Origin of the sequence: Flavobacterium sp. (assembly GCF_031423415.1) — a bacterium.
Classification (GTDB): domain Bacteria; phylum Bacteroidota; class Bacteroidia; order Flavobacteriales; family Flavobacteriaceae; genus Flavobacterium.
Window position 1 is genome coordinate 1 of the sequence record NZ_JANPFL010000007.1, and the last position, 1,320, is coordinate 1,320.

The 1,320-nt window shown below is 38.3% G+C and carries 2 protein-coding genes; both read right to left on the reverse strand.

Features of this window, described 5'->3' with window-relative positions; translation table 11 throughout:
- A partial coding sequence (gene trpA, locus RMO83_RS00975; RefSeq protein WP_310557804.1) for a tryptophan synthase subunit alpha occupies positions 1 to 372 on the reverse strand: 372 nt, incomplete at its 3' end.
- A 57-nt stretch (positions 373 to 429) separates the two neighbouring features.
- Positions 430 to 1,320 (reverse strand): tryptophan synthase subunit beta (gene trpB / locus RMO83_RS00980; protein ID WP_310557805.1); only part of this gene is annotated, 891 nt, incomplete at its 5' end.

Genomic DNA, 1,320 nt, shown 5'->3' on the forward strand with positions numbered 1-1,320 from the left:
TGGAATTATTAATCCGTCGATACCTATTTCTTGACATTTTTTGCAAAATTCCTCGACACCATATTGTAACATTGGGTTGAAATATCCCATAATTATCAACGGAATTTTTACGCTTTCGCGAATGTTAGCAAGTTGTTCAAATAACAATTTGGTAGTCATTCCGTTTTGCAAAGCCTTGGTCGAACTTTCTTGAATGGTTGGTCCATCGGCAAGCGGATCGCTAAATGGCAAACCAATTTCGATCATATCAACTCCAGATTTTTCTAGGTTTTGAATAATGGTTACTGTGTCGTTTAGTTTTGGATATCCTGCTGAAAAATAGATAGACAATAATTTTTTATCTTCTTGGAGTTTTTGATTTATTTGGTTCATTTTTTTTATTTATCCACGAAGCGCACAAAGATTTTAACAAAGTACACCAAGTATTTTTTAGAGTTTAAAATAATCTATATAAGTATTCAAATCTTTGTCGCCACGACCTGATAGGTTAATAACCACAATATCAGTAGGTTTGAATTTTTTTTCGTCGAGTACAGCAAATGCGTGAGCGGTTTCAATAGCAGGAATTATACCTTCGGTTTTGGATAGTTTAATTCCCCAATTCATAGCATCTTCGTCGGTTATCGCAATAAAATCTGCACGCTTAGTTTCAAATAAATGGGCATGCATTGGGCCAACACCAGGATAATCAAGTCCTGCCGAAATAGAGTATGGCTCTGTAATTTGTCCGTCTGGCGATTGCATCAATAAGGTTTTTGCACCGTGAATAATTCCGATTTTACCCAAAGCTGACGTTGCTGCACTTTCGCCTGTATCAATACCTTTTCCAGCGGCTTCAACAGAAATAATGTTGACTTCTGGATTGTCTAGAAAATGATAGAAAGTCCCAGCGGCGTTGCTTCCGCCACCAACACAAGCAATGACATAATCTGGATTTTCACGACCTTCTTTTTCGAGTAATTGTGCTTTTATTTCTTCTGAAATTACGGCTTGAAAACGCGCTACCATATCAGGATAAGGATGTGGTCCAACCACTGAACCGATAATATAATAGGTATCATTGGGATTATTAATCCAATCTCTAATGGCTTCATTGGTTGCATCTTTCAAGGTTTTTGAGCCAGAAGTTGCTGGTCGAACTTCTGCTCCGAGCATTTTCATTCGTGCTACGTTTGGTGCCTGACGTTTGATATCGACTTCGCCCATGTAAACAATACATTTCAAACCCATTAAAGCACAAACAGTTGCGGTTGCAACGCCGTGTTGTCCTGCTCCAGTTTCTGCAATAATTCTTGTTTTTCCGAGGCGTTTTGCTACTAG